The organism is Pseudomonas sp. WPR_5_2 (assembly GCF_003634475.1).
Classification (GTDB): domain Bacteria; phylum Pseudomonadota; class Gammaproteobacteria; order Pseudomonadales; family Pseudomonadaceae; genus Aquipseudomonas; species Aquipseudomonas izuensis.
Genome location: NZ_RBLA01000003.1, coordinates 272750 through 288216, shown reverse-complemented (window position 1 = coordinate 288216; position 15467 = coordinate 272750). Strand labels below are relative to the sequence as shown.

At 60.6% G+C, this 15467-nt stretch carries 14 protein-coding genes; 3 read left to right on the top strand and 11 right to left on the bottom strand.

What is annotated here, in order from left to right; translation table 11 throughout:
- Positions 1-356: 356 nt before the first annotated feature.
- A complete protein-coding gene (locus tag BJ917_RS13865) occupies positions 357-1616 on the top strand; it encodes an OprD family porin (protein WP_121103637.1) in 1260 nt (419 codons plus the stop codon).
- A 136-nt stretch (positions 1617-1752) separates the two neighbouring features.
- Here BJ917_RS13865 and pcaC read toward each other — a convergent pair whose 3' ends face one another.
- The 11 genes from pcaC to pcaR form a co-directional block, all read right to left on the bottom strand.
- Positions 1753-2145 (bottom strand): 4-carboxymuconolactone decarboxylase, encoded by a 393-nt coding sequence (pcaC, locus tag BJ917_RS13860; RefSeq protein WP_121103636.1) that lies wholly within the window; start codon positions 2143-2145, stop codon positions 1753-1755.
- Between the two features lie 11 nt (positions 2146-2156).
- On the bottom strand, positions 2157-2945 hold the full coding sequence (pcaD, locus tag BJ917_RS13855) for a 3-oxoadipate enol-lactonase (RefSeq protein WP_121103635.1): 789 nt from the start codon (positions 2943-2945) through the stop codon (positions 2157-2159).
- 11 nt (positions 2946-2956) lie between these two features.
- Positions 2957-4321, bottom strand: coding sequence for a 3-carboxy-cis,cis-muconate cycloisomerase (locus tag BJ917_RS13850; RefSeq protein WP_121103634.1), 1365 nt, complete (start codon positions 4319-4321; stop codon positions 2957-2959).
- Between the two features lie 43 nt (positions 4322-4364).
- On the bottom strand, positions 4365-5669 hold the full coding sequence (locus tag BJ917_RS13845; protein ID WP_096513068.1) for an MFS family transporter: 1305 nt from the start codon (positions 5667-5669) through the stop codon (positions 4365-4367).
- A 192-nt stretch (positions 5670-5861) separates the two neighbouring features.
- A complete protein-coding gene (gene pcaG, locus BJ917_RS13840) occupies positions 5862-6428 on the bottom strand; it encodes a protocatechuate 3,4-dioxygenase subunit alpha (protein ID WP_096513069.1) in 567 nt (188 codons plus the stop codon).
- Between the two features lies 1 nt (position 6429).
- Complete coding sequence (gene pcaH / locus BJ917_RS13835; protein WP_121103633.1) at positions 6430-7134, bottom strand: protocatechuate 3,4-dioxygenase subunit beta; 705 nt, start codon at positions 7132-7134, stop codon at positions 6430-6432.
- A gap of 37 nt (positions 7135-7171) precedes the next feature.
- The gene (gene pcaF / locus BJ917_RS13830; protein WP_177435588.1) at positions 7172-8377 is read right to left on the bottom strand and encodes a 3-oxoadipyl-CoA thiolase; all 1206 of its coding nucleotides are present in this window, start codon (positions 8375-8377) and stop codon (positions 7172-7174) included.
- Positions 8374-9153, bottom strand: coding sequence for a CoA-transferase subunit beta (locus BJ917_RS13825; RefSeq protein ID WP_096513072.1), 780 nt, complete (start codon positions 9151-9153; stop codon positions 8374-8376). The genes pcaF and BJ917_RS13825 overlap by 4 nt, the downstream gene beginning before the upstream one ends.
- The gene (locus BJ917_RS13820; protein ID WP_008054173.1) at positions 9153-10010 is read right to left on the bottom strand and encodes a CoA transferase subunit A; all 858 of its coding nucleotides are present in this window, start codon (positions 10008-10010) and stop codon (positions 9153-9155) included. The genes BJ917_RS13825 and BJ917_RS13820 overlap by 1 nt, the downstream gene beginning before the upstream one ends.
- 294 nt (positions 10011-10304) lie before the next feature.
- The gene (locus tag BJ917_RS13815) at positions 10305-11651 is read right to left on the bottom strand and encodes an MFS transporter (protein ID WP_121103631.1); all 1347 of its coding nucleotides are present in this window, start codon (positions 11649-11651) and stop codon (positions 10305-10307) included.
- Positions 11652-11779: 128 nt separating this feature from the next.
- On the bottom strand, positions 11780-12622 hold the full coding sequence (gene pcaR, locus BJ917_RS13810) for a pca regulon transcriptional regulator PcaR (protein WP_096513074.1): 843 nt from the start codon (positions 12620-12622) through the stop codon (positions 11780-11782).
- 690 nt (positions 12623-13312) lie between these two features.
- Between pcaR and BJ917_RS13805 the strand changes: the two genes are divergently transcribed.
- Both BJ917_RS13805 and BJ917_RS13800 read left to right on the top strand, forming a co-directional pair.
- Positions 13313-13513 (top strand): hypothetical protein, encoded by a 201-nt coding sequence (locus BJ917_RS13805; RefSeq protein WP_008056863.1) that lies wholly within the window; start codon positions 13313-13315, stop codon positions 13511-13513.
- Between the two features lie 375 nt (positions 13514-13888).
- On the top strand, positions 13889-15364 hold the full coding sequence (locus tag BJ917_RS13800) for an inorganic phosphate transporter (protein ID WP_096513075.1): 1476 nt from the start codon (positions 13889-13891) through the stop codon (positions 15362-15364).
- The last annotated feature ends 103 nt before the right edge of the window (positions 15365-15467 follow it).

The window sequence follows — 15467 nt, the reverse complement described above, 5'->3', positions numbered from 1 at the left end:
TTCTGACCTCTTCGCGAGCAGGCTCGCTCCCACAATGGACCGCATTTTTCCTGAAGGAACTCGATCCACTGTGGGAGCGAGCCTGCTCGCGAAAGGGCCGGAACAAACGACACATACCCACTCATCTTTCGTTCGATAATCGCCCAAAACCCACTTTTACAGATTGAACCATCTAGTACATTCACAGCACCATCGGCCTACAAAACCAATAACAACAGGTTCGACACCATGCCCCCGCGCCCTGCCCTGTCCGGCTGATCCCCAGGCTTTACCCAGCGATGTCGACTTCATGTCTGCACCCTCCCCGGCTGCGGCACCACCCCGTTTCATCCCCAAGAATTAGAGAGCCCGAACCCATGACGCCTTCTACCGCACAGTATTTCGTTCCCAGCCTGATTGCCCTGTCCCTGGCCGGTGCGGCCCTGCCCGCCCAGGCCGAGGAATCAGGCTTTGTCGAAGGCGCCAAGGTCAACCTGAACCTGCGCAATTTCTACATCAACCGCAACTTCACCAACCCGACCAAGGCCCAGGGCAAGGCTGAAGAGTGGACGCAGAGTTTCATTCTCGACGCCAAGTCCGGGTTCACCCAGGGCACCGTCGGGTTTGGTATGGATGTGCTCGGTTTGTATTCGGTGAAGCTCGACGGCGGCAAAGGCACCGGCGGTACGCAACTGTTGCCGCTGGACCACGACGGCCGCCCGGCGGACAACTTCGGCCGTGCCAACGTGGCGTTCAAGGCGAAGCTTTCGCAGACCGAAGTGAAGGTCGGCGAGTGGATGCCGGTGTTGCCGATCCTGCGCTCCGACGACGGTCGCTCCCTGCCGCAAACCTTCCGCGGCGGCCAGATCACCTCGAAGGAGATCAATGGCCTGACGCTCTACGGCGGCCAATTCCGCCAGAACAGCCCGCGGGACGACAGCAGCATGGGTGACATGTCGATGACCGGCAAAGCCGCGTTCACCTCGGACCGCTTCAACTTCCAGGGCGGCGAATACCTGTTCAACGAAAAGCGCACTCAGATCGGCCTGTGGAATGCCGAACTCAAGGACATCTACAGCCAGCAATTCATCAACGTGATCCACAGCCAGCCCATCGGCGACTGGACCCTGGGTGCCAACCTCGGTTTCTTCTACGGCAAGGATGACGGCAGCGCCCGCGCCGGCGAGCTGGAGAACAAAACGATGTATGGCCTGTTCTCGGCCAAGTATGGCGGCAGCACCTTCTACGTCGGACTGCAAAAACTCACCGGGGACAGCCCGTGGATGCGGGTCAACGGCACCAGCGGCGGCACCCTGGCCAACGACAGCTACAACTCCAGCTACGACAACGCCCGGGAAAAATCCTGGCAAGTGCGCCACGACTACAACTTCGTCGCCCTCGGCGTGCCGGGCCTGACGCTGATGAACCGCTACATCAGTGGCGATAACGTGCACACCGGCAGCATCACCGATGGCAAAGAATGGGGACGTGAGTCGGAACTGGGCTACACCGTGCAGAGCGGTGCGCTGAAAGACCTGAACGTCAAATGGCGCAACTCGACCATGCGCCGTGACTACAGCAACAACGAGTTCGACGAAAACCGCCTGATCATCAGCTACCCGATCAGCCTGCTGTAACTCTCACTGCCGTCATCGCGGGCAAGCCCGCTCCCACAGGTTCTGTATGTGCTCCAAAATTAGAGCATTACACAAAACCTTGTGGGAGCGGGCTTGCCCGCGATGGCGTCAGATCAGGCACAGCAATTCGCCAGAATCACTCCCGCGATTCAACCCCCAACTCATCCCACACTGACTCGGCCAGGTGGAAGGTCGCATTGGCCGCCGGGATGCCGCAGTAGATCGCGCTCTGCATGATCACTTCCTTGATCTCGCCACGGCTGACGCCATTGTTGGCGGCGGCGCGCAGGTGCAGTTTGAGCTCACCCTCGCGGTTCATGCCGATCAGCATGGCGATGGTGATCAGGCTGCGGGTGTGGCGCGGCAGGCCCGGGCGGGTCCAGATGTCGCCCCAGGCATGGCGGGTGATCATTTCCTGGAACTCCGAGTTGAACTCGGTCAGGGTGCTCAGGCTGCGGTCGACGTGAGCATCGCCCAGTACGGCGCGACGGACCTTCATGCCCTCATCGTAACGTTGTTTCTCGTCCACGGAATTTCCCCTCAAGCCTGCAGAAATGCCAGCACGCGCTCGCTGAAGTCAGCGCCGGCCTGAACGTTGGACAAGTGCGCGGCATAGAACTCGGCGTACTCGGCACCCGGTACGTGCTCCTGGATGAAATGCCCGCCGGACGGCGGTGTGACCGCATCCTGAGTACCGGCGATCACCAGCAGCGGCGCCTTGATCGAGGACAATTGATCGCGGAAATCGGCATCGCGTACCGCCGCGCAATTGGCCGCATAGCCTTCAGGCGACGTGGCCGCCAGCATGTCGGTGATCTGCTTGGCTGCCGCCGGGTTGGCCTCGGAAAAATCCGGGGTGAACCAGCGGGCAATCGACGCATCGCGCAGGGCAACCATGGCCGCCTGACCATCACGCAGCACCATTTCGATACGCGGGTTCCAGATCGATGGATCGCCGATTTTCGCTGCGGTGTTGCACACGATCAGTTTGTTCAGGCGCTCGCCGGCGTTGATGCCCAGCCACTGGCCGATCAGTCCGCCCATGGACAGTCCGCAGAAATGCGCCCGTTCGATGTGCAACGCATCCAGCAGCGCCAGCACGTCACGGCCCAGTTGATCGATGCTGTAAGGCCCCGGTGTCACCAACGATTTGCCGTGACCACGGGTGTCGAAACGCAGCACGCGAAAATGCTCGGTGAACGCCGGAATTTGTGCGTCCCACATGTGCAGATCGGTGCCCAGGGAATTGGACAGCACCAGCACCGGCGTATCGACCGGTCCTTCAATTTGGTAGTGCAGTTCGCCCTCGGCGAGTTGTACAAAAGCCACAGCAATCTCCTTCAGGCAGTCAATGCAGAATGTTCCGCCACCGCTCGCTCGACCCAGGTACGGGCCTGACCGAGGTAATGGGCGGGGTCCAGCAGATGATCGAGTTCTTGCGCCGACAGCTCGGCAGTCACTTGCGGTTCGTCGCCGAGCACCGCGCGCAGATGGCGCTGTTCGGCCACGGCGCGTTTGCAGCATTGCTCCAGCAGGTGATGCGCGGTGTCGCGCCCGACCCGTTGCGCCAGGACGATGCTCACCGCCTCGGCCAGCACCAGGCCCTGGGTCAAATCAAGGTTGCGGGCCATGCGCCCGGCGTCCACTTCCAGCCCCCGGGTCACCAACAGCGCTTGCTTCAGGCTGCCGGACACCAGGCAGCAAATCTCCGGCAGGGTTTCCCACTCGGCATGCCACAGGCCGAGACTGCGCTCGTGTTCCTGCGGCATGGCGCTGAACAGGGTTGAGAGCAAACCGGGCACGCGGGTCGCCGCGCCGATCAGCACCGCCGCGCCCACCGGGTTGCGTTTGTGCGGCATGGTCGAAGAACCGCCCTTGCCCGGCGCCGACGGCTCGAACACTTCGCCCGCTTCCGTTTGCATCAACAGGCTGATGTCGCGTCCGAGTTTGCCAAGGCTGCCGGCGATCAACCCGAGCACCGAACCGAACTCCACCAGGCGATCCCGCTGGGTGTGCCAGGGTTGATCAGGCAAGCTCAGTTGCAACTCCTCGGCCAGCGCCCGGGCAATCGGCATCGCCTGTTCGCCCAGCGCTGCGAGGGTGCCGGACGCGCCACCGAATTGCAGCACCAGCAGGCGCGGCTTGAGTTCTTGCAGGCGCTGGCGGCTGCGGGTCACCGCCCCCAGCCATCCGGCGATTTTCATTCCGAGGGTGACCGGTGTCGCATGCTGCAGCCAGGTGCGCCCGGCCAGCGGCGTAGCCACATAACGCTGGGCCTGACTGGCGAGGTTTTGCCCCAGCTGCGCCAGATCGCTGTCGATCAGCTCCAGCGCCCGGCGCAATTGCAGCACCAGGCCGCTGTCCATCACGTCCTGGCTGGTCGCGCCCAAATGCACATAGCGTTCGGCTTCGGCATCCTTACTTGCAATCTGTTTGCCCAACGCCTTGACCAGCGGAATGGCGGAGTTGCCGGCAGTGGCAATCGCTTCGCCGAGGGCGACAAAGTCGAAATGCCCGGCCTGACACGCCGCTTCGATGGGCGCCACGGCAGACTGCGGGATCAGGCCAACCCGCGCTTCGGCCCGGGCCAGCGCCGCTTCGAAATCGAGCATGGCCTGGACCCGGCCCTGATCGCAGAACACGTCGCGCATATCGCGGGCAGTGAAATAGGCATCGAACAATTGATTGCCCGGTCGATGGTTCATAAACAGTCCCTGGAAGCGCGGGCCGGTCAGGCCCGCGTAAAGATCAAAGGTCGTGGTGCAGATACGCGGCCTGTTTCGGCAAGCGCAGGCTGAACAGGAACGCCACCGCCATCATCACCGTCACGTACCAGTAGAAGGCGTTTTCCATGCCGACGGCCTTGAGACTCAAGGCCACATATTCCGCCGAACCACCGAAGATCGCATTCGCTACCGCATACGCCAGGCCGACACCCAGTGCACGCACCTCGGGCGGAAACATTTCGGCTTTTACCAGGCCACTGATGGAGGTGTAGAAACTGACGATCGCCAAGGCCAGGGTAATCAACACAAAAGCCAGGAACGGGCTGCCGACAGTTTTCAAACTCAGCAGAATCGGTACGGTGCACAGCGTACCGAGGGCACCGAACCACAACATCGAGTTACGCCGGCCAATCTTGTCGGCGAGCATGCCGAAAACCGGTTGCATGCACATATAGAGGAACAGCGCGCCGGTCATGATGTAGCTGGCGGTCTTGGCCGGCATGCCGGCGGTGTTCACCAGGTACTTCTGCATGTACGTGGTAAAGGTGTAGAAAATCAGCGAACCACCTGCGGTGTAACCGAGCACAGTGATGAACGCGGCTTTATGGTCGCGGAACAGTGCACCGATGCTGCCGGCATCCTTGTTTTCGCGCATTTCCTTGCTGGAGGTTTCTTTCAGCGAACGACGCAGATAAAGCGAAACCAGCGCCGCCATGGCCCCTACCACGAACGGGATCCGCCAACCGTAGGCACGCAACTCGTCTTCACTGAGGAACTGTTGCAGGATCACGACGACCAACACCGCCAGCAGTTGCCCGCCAATCAGCGTCACGTACTGGAACGAAGCAAAAAAACCGCGCTGCCCCTTGAGGGCGACTTCACTCATGTAGGTGGCGGTGGTGCCGTACTCGCCACCGACCGACAGGCCCTGGAGCAAACGTGCGAACAGCAACAGAATCGGCGCCCAGATCCCGATGCTGCTGTAGGTCGGCAGGCAAGCGATCAGCAACGAGCCGAAGCACATCATCAGAATCGAGATCACCATCGAATTCTTGCGCCCGTGCTTGTCTGCCAACCGACCGAAAATCCAGCCGCCAATCGGTCGCATCAGAAACCCGGCGGCAAACACGCCGGCGGTATTGACCAACTGCACCGTGGGGTTGTCGGAGGGGAAAAAGGCCGGCGCGAAATAGAGCGCACTGAAGGCGTAGACATAGAAGTCGAACCATTCGACCAGGTTGCCGGACGAGGCGCCGACAATGGCAAAGATCCGTTTTCTACGCTCTTCGCCGGTATATAGCGCGGGTGAAGCGGTTGGTGTTGTCATTGTTTTTCACTCAATGGGGACAGTGAGAGTCTAGACATACTTTGCAACAGTCCCGTTCCACAGATACATCTGCCACATCATTCCCCCTGTGGGAGCGAGCCTGCTCGCGAATGTGGTGTGTCATTCAGCATTGATGGTACTGACACGCCGCTTTCGCGAGCAGGCTCGCTCCCACAAGGATTTACGCTGTTCTCAATAATCGAAAAACACCGTCTCAGCATCGGCACCCTGCAGAATCACATTCCACTGGTACACACCGCTCGCATCCTGCTTCGCCAGCAAAGTGCCACGACGCTCGGCCGGCACGCATTCCAGCAGAGGATCGTTCACATTCGCCGCGTCACCCTCGAAGTAAATCCGTGTCAGCAGGTGCTTGACCAGGCCACGGGCAAACACCAGCACCACCAGATGCGGCGCCTGGGTCGTGCCCTTGAGGCCTTCAACCGTGCCCGGTTTGATCGTAGTGAAACGGAAACGCCCTTCGGCATCCACCGGCACCCGGCCGAACCCTTCGAAGTGCGGGTCCAGGGGCTTGTCCTGATCGTCTTCGGGGTGGTCGTACTTGCCGGCGGCGTTGGCCTGCCAGACTTCCAGCATCGCGTCGTTGACGACATCGCCGTTGCCGTCGACCACTTGCCCCGAGATCGCCACGCGCTCACCCAGGGTTTGTTCAACGGTAAGGTTTTCACGGTTCAGCCAGGTCAGGCCGATGTGGTAGTACGGCCCGACGGTGTGGGACGTGGTCGCAGTCAGCGTCATCTTATTTCTCCATCGGCGTGGCATCGCGGCCGCGCAAGACGATGTCCCAGCGATAACCGAGGGCATAGGAAGGGATGGTTTTTTCCAGGTCGAAACTGGCGATCAGTCGCTCTTTGGCGCTGGTATCGGGCACGCAGTTGTAGATCGGGTCGTACGCCAGCAACGGGTCGCCCGGGAAATACATCTGCGTCACCAGGCGCGTCAGGATGCTCGGCCCAAACAACGAGAAATGGATATGCGCCGGGCGCCAGGCGTTGTGGTGGTTACCCCACGGATAGGCGCCGGGCTTGATGGTCTGGAACTGGTACCAGCCATCGGCGTCGGTCACGGTGCGACCGGTGCCGGTGAAGTTCGGGTCCAGCGGCGCGTCGTGCAGGTCGCGGGCATGGTTGTAGCGACCGGCGGCGTTGGCCTGCCAGATCTCCACCAGAATTCCTGGCACCGGCAAGCCGTTTTCATCCAGCACGCGGCCGTGAATGATGATGCGCTCACCCAGTGGCTCGCCCTTGTGCTGGGCGGTCAGGTCGTTGTCGTTCTCGCTGACACGCTCGGCGCCGATGGTCGGCCCGGTGATTTCCGACAACGAATGCGGCAGGAACACCAACGGCTTGGACGGCGAACGCAGGTTGGTGGATTGGTAGGTCGGGTGCAGATAGTCCGGCTGAGTGCCCGCCTGCGGACGACGGTATCCAGGCTTGTCAGTCATTACACTTTCCTCAGTTCTTATTAGCCGACGGGGCGTATCAGACGCGTTCGATCGCCAGGGCCAGACCCTGGCCGACGCCGACGCACATGGTCGCCAGACCTTTCTTGCCACCGGTTTTTTCCAACTGACGCAACGCGGTCAGCACCAGTCGCGCACCCGTCATGCCCAATGGGTGACCCAAGGCAATCGCGCCGCCGTTCGGGTTGACCTGAGGTGCGTCGTCCGCCAGGCCCAGTTCACGCAGCACCGCCAGGCCCTGGCTGGCGAAGGCTTCGTTGAGTTCGATGACATCGAAATCGCTGACCGCCACACCCAGGCGCTCGGTCAGTTTGCGTACCGCCGGCACCGGGCCGATGCCCATCACCCGTGGCGCAACACCGGCACTGGACATGCCCAGCACTTTGGCGCGAGCGGTCAGGCCGTGTTTTTTCACCGCTTCGGCGCTGGCCAGGATCAACGCGGCGGCACCGTCATTGACGCCTGAGGAGTTGCCCGCCGTGACGGTTTTGTCCGGGCCGTTCACTGGCTTCAACTTGGCCAGGACTTCCAGGGACGTGTCGGCGCGAGGGTGCTCATCCTGGCTGACCACGGTTTCACCCTTCTTGTGGGCAATCCGCACTTCGACGATTTCTTCAGCGAAAAAACCAACGGCTTGCGCGGCGGCCGTGCGTTGCTGGCTGCGCAGGGCGAACGCATCCTGATCTTCGCGGGACACTTCGTAGTCCTGCGCGACGTTGTCGCCGGTCTGCGGCATCGCGTCCACGCCATACTGGGCTTTCATCAGCGGGTTGATGAAGCGCCAGCCGATGGTGGTGTCTTCGAGTTTCATGTTGCGCGAAAACGCAGCGTCGGCCTTGCCCATCACGAACGGCGCGCGGGACATCGACTCGACACCGCCGGCAATCGCCAGCTCCATTTCGCCACTGGCGATGGCGCGGAACGCGGTGCCGATGGCATCCATGCCCGACGCGCAAAGGCGATTGAGAGTAACGCCGGGAATGGTGTCCGGCAGGCCGGCCAGCAGCAGCGCCATGCGCGCCACGTTACGGTTGTCTTCACCGGCCTGGTTGGCGCAGCCGAGGAACACTTCGTCCACCGCCGTCCAGTCCACGGTCGGGTTGCGCTCCATCAGTGCCTTGATCGGCACGGCGGCCAGATCGTCGGCACGTACTGCCGACAGGCCACCGCCGAAACGGCCGATGGGGGTACGAATCGCGTCGCAGATATAAACGTCACGCATCACGCTTCTCCAGGGGCTTGGCCGTGGGCCGCCGCGGTACGGGCTTCCAGATCGCGCAGGGCGGTCAATTCGATTTCGGTCGGCTCGGCAGTGGTGTCGACACTGGCGGCAAAGCGAATCGGCCAACCGGTGGCGGCAACCACTTGCTCGCGGGTGATGCCCGGGTGCAGCGCGGTAACCACAAATTCGTTGGTGCCGGCTTCCGGCTCCATGGTGCACAGGTCGGTAATGATGCCGACCGGACCGGCACCCGGCAGACCCAGACGCTTGCGCGAATCGCCGCCCTCGCCGTGGCCGACCGAGGTAATGAAGTCGAGCTTGTCGACGAACGAACGCGCCGATTGCTTGAGGATGATCAGCACGCTCTTGGCCGAGCCAGCGATTTCCGGTGCGCCGCCGGCGCCCGGCAGGCGGACTTTCGGTGCGTGGTAGTCGCCCACCACTGTGGTGTTGATGTTGCCGAAACGGTCAACCTGGGCCGCACCGAGGAAACCGACGTCAATGCGACCGCCCTGCAGCCAGTAGCGAAAAATCTCACCGGTCGGGACCACGGTGTCGGCGGTTTCCGCCAGTTCGCCGTCACCGATCGACAGCGGCAATACGCTCGGCTTGGCACCGATCGGACCCGATTCGTAGATCAGCACGACATCCGGCGAGGACGTCAGGCGCGCCAGGTTGGCCGCTTTCGATGGCAGGCCGATGCCCACGAAGCACACCGAACCGTTTTTCAGGCGACGGGCAGCGGCGACGGTCATCATTTCATTGGTGGTGTAAGTCATTACTTCGCCTCCGAAGCGGCGGCCAGTTTGGCCTGGAACTCGCTGAAGTCAGCGCTGCCGTGGATGTACTCGTTGATCCACGCGGTGAAGGTTTCACGGTCGCGGGCAATCGGGTCCCAGGCCTGGTAGAAGCGGTTGTCGCGTTCGTTGTAGCCGTGGGCGTAGGACGGATGCGCGCCACCCGGCACATGGCAGACGGCGCTCAAGGCCCAGGTCGGCAACACGCAGGAGTTCATCGGTGCATTCAAGTCGTCGACGATCTCTTCGACGGTGACGATGCAACGCTTGGCAGCCAGCGCGGCTTCTTTCTGCACGCCGAGAATGCCCCACAGCAGCACGTTGCCCTTGCGGTCGGCTTTCTGCGCGTGAATCACGGTGATGTCCGGGCGCACCGAAGGCACCGCCGCCAGCACTTCACCGGTGAACGGGCAGGTCACGGACTTGATCAGCGGGTTGACCTTCGGCAAATCGGAACCGGCGTAGGCACGCAGCACCGCAAACGGCAGGCCGGAGGCCCCCGCGACGTAGGCATTGGCCAGGTCGGCGTGGCTGTGTTCTTCGATTTCCAGCGCGTGTGGCCACTGCTTCTCGACTGCATCGCGCAGACGATGCAGCGAACCGACACCCGGGTTACCACCCCAGGAGAAAATCAGCTTGCGGGCACAACCGGCACCGATCAACTGGTCGTAGATCAGGTCAGGGGTCATGCGCACCAGGGTCAGGTCTTTCTTGCCCTGGCGAATGATTTCGTGACCCGCCGCCGTCGGGATCAGGTGAGTGAAGCCTTCGAGCGCAACGGTATCGCCGTCGTTCACGAACTGCTTCACCGCGTCATGCAGCGAAAGAATTTCAGCCATTGGGGCAGGCTCCCATTTGTTATTAACCAACAGTGGTCGAAAAAGGCGCCGATGCGCAGCGCCGGAATGACTGAAGATTAAGCCTGTGAAAAACGTCAAACAATCCGATAATCGACTGAGTGTTCGATTATCGAACACATTGTTGCGTACCTACCGATCCCAAAAGCATCGCGGGCAAGCCTTGCTCCCACAGGTCCGAGGCGTTTATCCGACTTGGGAACGACACAGACCTGTGGGAGCAAGGCTTGCCCGCGATGAGGCCATCAGCATCACTGAAGATTGCGGATCAACCTGTCAGGTCGCATCCGCATGACTGACCATGCCCTTGATCACCACCGCCGTGGTCGCCAGCGCCGCCGGGATCACCAACGCCGTCAGCACCTGCTCGAAATTCCAGCCCAGGCCCAGCAGCGTTGCGCCCATCCAGGCGCCGAGGATCGCGCCGAAGCGGCCGATACCCAGCATCCACGACACACCGGTGGCTCGCCCCTGGGTCGGATAAAACCGCGCGGCCAGCGACGGCATCGCCGATTGCGCACCGTTGACACACATCCCGGCCACCAGCACCAGGGTCGCCAGTACTGCGATGTTGCCCAGGCTCTGCCCCACCGCGTAGGCAAACACCCCGGCCAACAGGTAGAAAGTGCCGATGACCTTGTGCGGATTGAACCGATCCATCGCCCAACCCACGCCCACTGCACTTAACACACCGCCAAACTGGAACAGCGCACCGATGAATGCAGCCTGCTCCATGCTCGCGCCACTGTCGCGCATCAGGGTCGGCAGCCAACTGGTCAGCAAGTAAACAATCACCAGGCCCATGAAGTAGGTCAGCCACAGCAACAAGGTGCCGACGCTGTAGGTACCGGAGAAGATCACCGCAAAGACATTGCGCGCTTTCACGGTTTTCTGTTCCGGCACGCTGAAGCTTGCGGCCTGGGCGACCACTGTCGGGTCGATGGGCGCCAGGGCCTTGCGCACCTTGTCGTTACCGCGATTGCGGACGACGAGGTAGCGCGCCGATTCCGGCAGCCAGAGCAGCAAGACGACAGCAAGGATCAACGGCAAGATCCCGCCGATCAGCAACAGGCTGTGCCAGCCGAAGGCGGGAATCAGTTTGGCCGAAATGAACCCGCCACCAGCCATGCCCAAATTGAAACCGCAGAACATGCTGGTCACCAGCAGGGACTTCTTGCGCTCCGGCGTGTACTCCGACAGCAGCGTGGTGGCGTTCGGCATCCCGGCCCCCAGGCCCAGGCCAGTGAGGAAGCGCAGTACCAGCAACTGATCGACATTGGTGCTGTAGGCCGAGGCCAGGCTGAACGCGCCGAACAACAACACGGCGCTCACCAGTACGATTTTTCGCCCGAAGCGGTCAGCCAATGGGCCGGAACCCAGCGCACCGAAAACCATGCCGATCAATGCCGCACTCATCACCGGGCCCAGGCTGGCGCGGTCGATGCCCCAGTCCTGAGACAGGGCGGGGGCAATGAACCCCATGGCGGCGGTGTCGAGGCCATCGAGGAAGACAATCAGGAAACAGAGGATCACTACGCGCCACTGGTAGCGCGAGATCGGTTGGGCATTGATGAAGGACTGCACGTCTAGGCAGTTTCCTACAGCAGACTGAGGCTGGTTCATTATTTTTATTCCATGCGAAGTACGCAGTCGTACAGGAGCCAGCCGAAGCTGGCGCAGCCGCGACAGTAATAATCCGCAGCAAACAGCGTCAATTCACCCGACGCGACTCCGTGCGATTATCGAACAGCTTAGGCAAACAGCTGCGCGCTGAGGTCGCGGCTGGCACTTAACAAACCAGGAAGGAAACGCTGTTCAAGTTCGTTACGACTGACTCGCCCCGCATGGGTACTGACGTTGAGTGCCGCGACCACCTGACCGGAAGCGTCGTACACCGGTACGGCAATCGAACGCAGGCCCTGTTCGAGTTCCTGATCGACGATGCACCAACCTTGTTTACGCACTTCCTGCAGGCATTCGAGCAACGCTTCAGGGGTATGGATAGTGCGACTGGTCTTGGCTTGCAGGTCGGCGTGATCGAGGTATTCACCCAGCGAAGTGTCATCCAGGGCAGCCAGCAGAATCCTGCCCATCGACGTGCAATACGCCGGCAAGCGCCCGCCCACCGAGAGGTCCACCGAAATCAGACGCTGGGTTGTCGCCGAGCGGGCGATATAGAGAATGTCATCGCCTTCCAGGGTGGCCATGTTGCAGGCCTCATGCAGTTGCTCGCTCATACGGTCCAGGTACGGCTGGGCAGAAACGGCCAGCGGGGTCGAGGATACATAGGCATGGCCGAGGGTCAGCACCTTGGGCAGCAATGAATAGGTACGACCGTCGGTGGTGGCGTAGCCGAGTTTGATCAGGGTATGCAGGCAACGTCTGACAGCGGCGCGGGGAATTTCCGTGCGGTGACTGATCTGGGCAATGGTGAGGTGTCGCTTGCGCTCCTGAAACGCTTGCACCACAGCCAGCCCACGGGCCAGCGAGGTCATGAAGTCCGGGTCACCGGTCAGGGCCTGAATCCGCTTGGCTGGCGAAGCGACGATCGGCGGTGCCACTGAAGCGAAGGAATTGCGCAGTTGATCGTTCATATATGGTCCTTTCCCAAACGGATCAGCGACTATTACAAGCGGCATGGGTCCGGCAAACAACCCCGGCCAACCAAGATCGGGCGATTATCGAACCATCGACCGATAATCGCAATCGACCTCCTCCACATCCCGCCTGCCCACTGGCCGAAATACGCGACCTTCCTTATATACTTTCGAGCAGACTGGAATGCGGTGTTAAAGGTGGACGTAGTTGCCTCCCAAGTTGTTCCGACTTAATGGCGCCAGAAAGGCATCGTTGCACTGTGACATCCGCCAGCGCGCTAGTTGCCATTGAAGTTGCGGGCAACAAAACAATCACACGCCAAGATCCACTTTTAACTCTTTGGCGATAGTGTTCTGTGAATCGCTCGCTATAATGCAATTCAGTAGCCAGGCGATTTGTTGTTCGCCGATCCCGCTACCCGGTGCTGTGATGTTCCATCGCCACCGTCCCCGGCAAGCGTCCGACGCTGACTGCATCTGCATCGCCAACGCGCTCGCCGAAACAGGAATCTGATGCTACGTCAGCTATTTATCTCTGGTGCCGTGGCCGCCTGCAACATGGATGTACTGATTGCCCCTGCCGTAAAAACAATGCCTGCCTGGGCCTTGTCCTTCCGACGAGCGTGATCAATACATTGAACGCAGCGCGTTTCACCAGAATTCATCTCAACTCAATCAGGTAGCACTGTGACGAAAGACGAACTGCGCGCGGAACTTGAGCGCCAGGAACAACGCTACAAGGAAGTTTACGGCGGGGAAGTCACCACCTACGCCGCCCAGCCCGAACCGGAACGCAAACCCTGGCGTAAACGCGCCACCGTTCAGGATCAGGTTTTCAAGCAGGAACTGGAAAAAATGGAAAAGGAACTCAAGGCCGAAGAGCCATGAGCACCTCGGCTTGAAGCCTTTCGGGGTCTGCATTTACACCCGTTAAAAGCGGGGTGTATTGATGTAGTCTTCTGCGCCCGCTACGAGCGGGCAGCGGCTACTTTGTCCATCTGACAGGGTAAAAGGCTCACATCTGACCTCCCTTTCAGAAATTTCACACAAGCGGTCCAATCGCTCCCCCAAGTGAGTGAAACCCTTGTGGCGACTGCGTTCCCAAGAAATTCAATGACTTGCAAACCCCGAAAAATCGCCGGGGCTGCGGGCGTGGCTGCAAAATATTTCATTGAAGAATGTTACCGATGAGCAGCTAGTGCATCGATTGATAGTCTTTTCTGGCATAATCGCGCCCCCTTATGACCGGGTCAGAAAACCTTCATGATCGATTTATTCAGCGGACTGGATGCTTGGGTGCTTGTGAGCCTCTTGCTCGCCCTGGCTTTTGTCCTCGCCTTCGAGTTCATCAATGGATTTCATGACACCGCTAACGCGGTAGCCACTGTTATCTACACCAAAGCAATGCCGCCTCATCTGGCCGTGTTTTTTTCCGGTGTGTTCAATTTCCTCGGTGTATTGCTGGGCGGCGTTGGCGTGGCGTATGCCATTGTCCACCTGCTGCCGGTAGAACTGCTGATCAACGTGAATACCGGCCATGGCCTGGCGATGGTGTTCTCGTTGCTCGCCGCAGCCATCACCTGGAACCTGGGCACCTGGTACTTCGGTATCCCCGCCTCCAGCTCCCACACGCTGATCGGTTCGATCCTCGGCGTAGGCCTGGCCAACGCCCTGATCAACGATATTCCGTTGGCTGACGGCGTGAACTGGCAGAAGGCGATCGATATCGGTGCTTCGCTGGTGTTCTCGCCCATGGCAGGTTTCCTGATCGCCGCGCTGATACTGATCGGCCTCAAATGGTGGCGTCCGCTGTCAAAGATGCACAAGACGCCGGAACAGCGTCGCAAGATCGACGACAAGAAGCACCCTCCGTTCTGGAACCGCCTGGTATTGGTGATCTCGGCCATGGCCGTCAGCTTCGTGCACGGTTCCAACGACGGTCAGAAAGGTATCGGCCTGATCATGCTGGTGCTGATCGGTATCGTGCCTGCACAGTTCGTGCTCGACCTGAGCAGCACCACCTACCAGATCGAGCGTACCCGTGACGCCACCTTGCACTTGAGCCAGTTCTACAAGCGCAATGCCGATTCCCTGGGCGAGTTCCTGGCCCTGGGTAAAAGCGTGGAAGGCGATCTGCCGGAGAAATTCCGCTGCAACCCGCAACAGACCGAACCGACCATCGATGCCTTGCTCGGTACCCTGAAAGGCGTTGCGGACTACCACTCGCTGTCGTCGGAAAGCCGTATCGAAGTACGCCGCTACCTGCTGTGCCTGGACGATACCGCGAAGAAGGTCAGCAAATTGCCATTCCTGGCCGCCCGTGAAAAGGCCGACCTGGACAAGCTGCGCAAGGATCTGACCACCACCACCGAGTACGCGCCTTTCTGGGTGATTCTGGCAGTTGCACTGGCGCTGGGCCTGGGCACCATGGTGGGTTGGAAACGCGTGGTACTGACCATCGGCGAGAAGATCGGCAAGCAAGGCATGACCTACTCCCAGGGTATGTCGGCACAGATCACCACCGCCAGCCTGATCGGCCTGGCCAACGTCTTCAGCCTACCGGTTTCCACCACCCATGTACTGTCCTCGGGTGTTGCCGGGACCATGGTCGCCAACAAAAGCGGCCTGCAAGGCGGCACCGTCAAGACCATCCTGCTGGCCTGGGTGCTGACCCTGCCAGCCACGGTCGCCCTGTCGGCGGGCCTGTTCTGGCTGGCTTCGAAGGCACTGGGTAGCTGATACGCTGCTGAATGAAAAAGGCGCGTTCCGTGAGGACCGCGCCTTTTTTATTGCCGAATCTTCGCTACACCACAAATCACTGTAGGAGCGAGCCTGCTCGCGA

Coding starts and splice junctions, on each gene's coding strand:
- BJ917_RS13845 (WP_096513068.1), bottom strand. CDS start 5,669: ATGACAACACCAACCGCTTCACCCGCGCTATATACCGGCGAAGAGCGT.
- BJ917_RS13800 (WP_096513075.1), top strand. CDS start 13,889: ATGATCGATTTATTCAGCGGACTGGATGCTTGGGTGCTTGTGAGCCTC.
- pcaR (WP_096513074.1), bottom strand. CDS start 12,622: ATGAACGATCAACTGCGCAATTCCTTCGCTTCAGTGGCACCGCCGATC.
- BJ917_RS13865 (WP_121103637.1), top strand. CDS start 357: ATGACGCCTTCTACCGCACAGTATTTCGTTCCCAGCCTGATTGCCCTG.
- BJ917_RS13815 (WP_121103631.1), bottom strand. CDS start 11,651: ATGAACCAGCCTCAGTCTGCTGTAGGAAACTGCCTAGACGTGCAGTCC.
- pcaG (WP_096513069.1), bottom strand. CDS start 6,428: ATGACGCTGACTGCGACCACGTCCCACACCGTCGGGCCGTACTACCAC.
- pcaH (WP_121103633.1), bottom strand. CDS start 7,134: ATGACTGACAAGCCTGGATACCGTCGTCCGCAGGCGGGCACTCAGCCG.
- BJ917_RS13820 (WP_008054173.1), bottom strand. CDS start 10,010: ATGGCTGAAATTCTTTCGCTGCATGACGCGGTGAAGCAGTTCGTGAAC.
- BJ917_RS13850 (WP_121103634.1), bottom strand. CDS start 4,321: ATGAACCATCGACCGGGCAATCAATTGTTCGATGCCTATTTCACTGCC.
- BJ917_RS13825 (WP_096513072.1), bottom strand. CDS start 9,153: ATGACTTACACCACCAATGAAATGATGACCGTCGCCGCTGCCCGTCGC.